Raw genomic sequence first — 4,922 nt, 5'->3', positions numbered from 1 at the left:
GGGAATGCTGGTGACGCCGGAGCGGCGGATGTCCTCCTGTGTGATCACATATATGGCGGCCGGAATGCTCAATATCTGCTCGGGCTCCTTCGAGGGAGTCGTCACCTGAATGTTCATTAATTCTTCGAGACTCAACTTTTTCAGGTTGGTTTGCGGCAGATTCTGGGCGGAAGCCCCGGAGTCTCCAATGACCAGGAGCAGCAGGAACATGATCCAGAAGCGCCAGCGCATGCAGACCTCCAGGTAGAAAAGGAAAAGTATACCCGCAGGTCTGGTTAGCGTTTATCTTATACCGGCAATGAGAGTGTACTGCCGGCGGGCCGCCGCCGCTGTTGCCGCCATCTGTTTGATCCTGGGGCATTCGCCTGCATCCGTGTCCCAGGCCGGAGCGGGGGAATACCAGGTCAAGGCGGCATTCCTCTATAACTTTGCGAAGTTTGTCGACTGGCCTCCTCAGGCGTTCGCGCGCGGCGGACCGTCATTTACGATCTGCCTGGCCGGCGACCCGTTTGCACAGGAACTCGACAAAATCGTTCAAGGCGAAGTCCTTGACAACAGGCCTCTCATGGTACGGCGCCTGGCGCACGGCGAGGACATGCGCGGATGTCAGATGATCTACATCGCGTCGGAGGAGGCGAAGAGGTCCGCAGAGATCCTCAAGGCAGTTGACGATGATCCGATTCTGACCGTCGGTGAAAGCGATGACTTCATCGATAACGGCGGCATCATTCGTTTCATCAAAACCGGCGGCCGGATTCATTTTCAGATCAATCCCGACGCCGCCGAACGCGTATCCCTCAAAATCAGCGCCAGGTTATTGCGTCTCGCAGAGATTGTCCGGCCGCGGCCCCGGCAGAGGGCGGGGGTGCTCTGATGATTTCGCTTCGGCGGCTGACAATCCCGAAAAAAATCGTCGCGATCACCATGATCATCAGCGCCTCCGCGCTTTTAGTGGCCAGCGGAGCACTGGTGGGCTACGACTACATTACGGCCCGCCGTGACCTGACGGCCGGCAGCGCCACACTGGCTCAGATCGTTGCCGACAACGCGACCGCCGCCGTTTCATTTAACGACCGTGCCGTGGCGAGAGATATTCTTAACGGCCTGCGGGCGGAGTCTTCCATCATCACGGCCTGCATTTACAGTGACGCCGGGCTGTTTGCCGCGTACTCCGCCGCCGGGGTAGACGGGCGCTGCCCGGAGCGGCCGGCCCTGAATACGGAAGCGCGAGACTCTGTCGTCGTATCCCGTCCGATTGAACTCAAAGGCAAAGACATCGGCAGCGTTCAGCTGCGGGCGACCGTGGCCCCGGTATACGCGCGCCTGCGGTTGGAGATTGCGGCAATCGGCGGCATCCTGGTCATCTCTGCGCTCTTTGCGTTTGGGTTGTCCGCAGGTCTTCAAAAGTTGATTTCCGAACCCATTTTGAGCCTGGCTCGCACTGCGGCCACAGTCTCTCAAAAAAAGGACTATTCGATACGCGCCGGAAAACAGAGTGAAGATGAATTGGGGACGCTGGTCGATTCATTCAACGATATGCTGGCCCAGATTCAGGCCATGGTTGGCGAAATCCGCGCCCGGGAAACGGATCTGGAAGAACGGACCGCCGAACTGGCAACAGCCAATGAAGAGCTTCGCAGCGCGAATAAGATGAAGGACGAATTCCTGGCAACGCTCTCGCACGAACTGCGGACTCCCCTGACTTCCATCTTCGGCTGGATCAATCTCCTGCAAGAGGGCAAGCTCGATGAGCCCAAGGCTCAAAAGGCGATCGAGGTCATCGCAAGGAATGCAAGAGCTCAGACTCAGATCGTGGATGATCTGCTCAATGTGTCTCAAATCATCACCGGAAAACTGAAAGTCCACCCGGAATGGATCGCTATCGGCCCGACGGTTCAGGCTGCCGTGGATTCGATCCAACCCGCGGCGGCGGCGAAGAAGATTCAGGTGGTGACGGAAATCGCCGACACGGACGAGCCGGTCTTTGCCGACCCGGAAAGGCTTCAGCAGGTCTTATGGAACCTGCTTACGAATGCAGTCAAGTTCACCGAAGAGGGCGGCACGATCCGCATTGACTGCGGACGGGTTGGAGCCAGGGAACAAATCAGCGTCAGCGATACCGGCGAAGGCGTCGCCCCGGAATTCATTCCGTTCATATTTGAACGGTTCACACAAGCCGACGCGTCCAGGACGCGCAAGCATGGCGGCCTTGGACTGGGATTGGCGATCGTCCGCCATATTGTGGAATCTCATGGCGGAACCGTTATAGCCCGGAGCAAGGGCAAAGGCGGCGGTGCAACTTTCATTATTCAACTGCCGATACCCGGGATTCAGCCGCCGCAGACAACACCGCATTTGAACGAGACCGCCTCCCTGCATGGATTGCGGGTGATGCTCGTTGAGGATGAATTCGACACGCGCGAAATGATTGCGGAAGGCCTCGAGCAATCGGGCGCAACCGTGCTGTTGGCAGCTTCCGGACTGGAAGCGCTCCGCGTCATGGCCAGGCAAAAACCCGACGTGATTGTCAGCGATATCGGGATGCCCGGAATGGACGGCTTTGAATTGATGCGGAGAATTCGTTCGGAATATCCGTCCGGCATAAGAACGATACCAGCGGTTGCATTGACGGCCTTCGCGGGCAGGGAATATGAGGAACAGTCCCGCGACGCGGGATATCAAGCTCACCTGGTCAAACCAGTCACCCTGATGAATTTGGTCAATACCATCGCAGCGCTGGCCGGCTCAACTCCGCTTTAATCCTTCCGCGGCCCCATCTGTCTATTCCATGCGAGTGTGCGCACACAAAAACAAATCCGATTTCGTTGGAGGTAGACCATGAAAGCAGTTGCAAGAATTCTGTCCGGAGCGGTTCTGTGTGCGGCGATTGTGCCTGTGGCTTCGATGGCCGCCGGAAATCACTCTGGTATCAATCAACGCGAACACAATCAACAGGCGCGGATCAACCAGGGTGTTCGCAGCGGCGAATTGACGCGCCATGAAGCTACGAATCTCGAACAGAAGGAAGCGAAGATCAAAGTCAACGAACGCTATGACAAGATGAACGGCAAGTTCACGCCCGCCGAGCGAGCCCACCTTCAAAAGGAATTGAACGGCGCGTCGCGTGATATCTATCGCGACAAGCACAACAACAGCGTCCACTGATGTTTTTCAACTGACAATTGAACATTGAACAGTTCCGCGGGAAATGTTCAATGTTCAATTGTCAGTTGTCATTTAAGAGCGCCCGCTACGCCGCCGTATACTGCGCGGGTTTGAGCGGCAGATGCACGCTGAACTTCGTGCCTTTGGCGATTTCGGTCTCCACTTGAATGCGGCCTCCGTGCGCCTGGACAATGCGCTGCGCGACGGACAAGCCCAGCCCGACGCCCGGGATGTCCATCTTCGCGGGCCGGACCCTGCGGAAAGGCTCGAAAATGTGATGAATGTCTTCCTTGGGAATACCGAGCCCCTGATCGGAAACCTGAAACATCCCTTCGTTACCCCGCAATTGCAGGCTGAGGGTCACGCGGCCGCCGCCGGGCGAATATTTGAAGGCATTGCTTAAGAGGTTATTGAGCACCTGCTCGATACGAAGCCGGTCGCAACAGAGCCGGACTGGAGACTCTGGAACGGCCAGAGCAAATTCGTGGGCCGGCGAGGCGGACTTGTACAGGTTGTAGGTATCCTGCGCGATGTCCCGCGCATCCAGTTCTTCGAACCGTAACTCCAGATATCCAGCCTCAATTTTCGCCGAATCCAGAAGATCGGCGACCATTCGGTCAAGGCTGCCGATCTGCCGCTTGATCACTCCCATCAGGCCGCTTAGCCTGTCCGGTGTTGCCGCCGGACCGGAAAGAATGTCTGTGGAAAGCTTAAGCGCGCTGATCGGGTTCCTGAGGTCGTGAGCGATGGCGGCAAGAAATGCGGCCTGATTCTGATGCTGCCGCGCCAGCGCACCGGACATTTCATTGAATTGAGCGGCGATGGACCGGAATTCTTCCGGACCATGCATCGCGGCATGAGCATCCCGTTGGCCGCCGGCGAAGTTCTTCATTGCGTCGCGAATTTCAAAAACGGGACGGAAAGCGGTGCGGTGCAGCCAGAGCATGATGCCGGCGGCGCCAATCACCAGCGCCACGGCCACGGTAATACCGATCCGGTGGCCAAGATCGTCCAGCTGTTCCGACTTGCTGAGTGAGGAATTCGCCTGCAGGATATTTTCGTCGACGAACTGCCTTAGCGCATTTAATGCGCCCTGCAGCGCGCTCTCGCTTGCAGCTTCGCCCTGATCGGCGACAGCGAAATAAAGAGTCAGGAACTGGGCCGCCTGCTTCAGAGATCGATCCTCCTGAGCGGTGCCGCCGTATTCGCTCGCCGCGCGCAGCTTTTGACGAAGGTCCCGTTCGATTCGGACCTTTTCCGATGCATCGGGTGCGCGGACATACGAGAGAAGGTCGATCTGCATTTCCTGGGCAAGACGCACGCCGTGCAATCCGCCTTCCAGTTCGATGGTCGCGCGGTGCAAATACGTCGTCAGCAGAACCAGCGAGACCCCTGCACCTACAGCCAGGATCGCCACCGTAACCACAAAGATAGACAGAGCGCGATTCAGGCTCATTGGCATCAGCCACCTCGGTTTTTTCAGAAAATACTTCGCAGCGAGATGATTGATTTCATCTTCTCACGACGCGCGGACTTTCTCTGTAGGACGGTCGGCAGGCGCTATGCGCAAAAGTTGATGCGAGGTGATGTTGTGTCCTTCCCGATGACTCCAATGACTCCCGATTCCAGAACGGAACGGCTCTACATGGTTCCATTATGCAATTCGCCTCATAAACCTTTATTTCATAAGGACCCGACAGACTGGCTGACCGCGTGCATCCATGTAGGACATGGACCGACGTGGCGTGCGAGCCACA

General features: G+C 57.2%; 5 protein-coding genes. 3 read left to right on the top strand and 2 right to left on the bottom strand.

Features of this window, described 5'->3' with window-relative positions:
- Positions 1-231 (bottom strand): TonB-dependent receptor (locus tag VGK48_01015; GenBank protein HEY2379735.1); only part of this gene is annotated, 231 nt, incomplete at its 3' end.
- 67 nt (positions 232-298) lie between these two features.
- On the opposite strand from VGK48_01015, the gene VGK48_01010 reads away from it, so the two are divergent.
- The 3 genes from VGK48_01010 (at position 299) to VGK48_01000 (ending at position 3,165) form a co-directional block, all read left to right on the top strand.
- Positions 299-874 carry a YfiR family protein gene (locus VGK48_01010; protein ID HEY2379734.1) on the top strand — a complete coding sequence of 192 codons (576 nt, stop codon included), beginning with the start codon at positions 299-301 and terminating at the stop codon, positions 872-874.
- A complete protein-coding gene (locus VGK48_01005; protein ID HEY2379733.1) occupies positions 874-2,760 on the top strand; it encodes an ATP-binding protein in 1,887 nt (628 codons plus the stop codon). Before VGK48_01010 ends, VGK48_01005 begins: the two co-directional genes overlap by 1 nt.
- Positions 2,761-2,838: 78 nt before the next feature.
- The gene (locus VGK48_01000) at positions 2,839-3,165 is read left to right on the top strand and encodes a hypothetical protein (protein HEY2379732.1); all 327 of its coding nucleotides are present in this window, start codon (positions 2,839-2,841) and stop codon (positions 3,163-3,165) included.
- An 85-nt stretch (positions 3,166-3,250) separates the two neighbouring features.
- On the opposite strand, the gene VGK48_00995 is transcribed toward VGK48_01000, so the two are convergent.
- A complete protein-coding gene (locus VGK48_00995) occupies positions 3,251-4,621 on the bottom strand; it encodes a HAMP domain-containing sensor histidine kinase (protein ID HEY2379731.1) in 1,371 nt (456 codons plus the stop codon).
- Between the last annotated feature and the right edge of the window lie 301 nt (positions 4,622-4,922).

Source organism: Terriglobia bacterium, assembly GCA_036496425.1.
GTDB lineage: Bacteria > Acidobacteriota > Terriglobia > 20CM-2-55-15 > 20CM-2-55-15 > 20CM-2-55-15.
The sequence above is the reverse complement of the archived record's forward strand: the minus strand, read 5'-3'. Positions and strand labels throughout refer to the sequence as shown.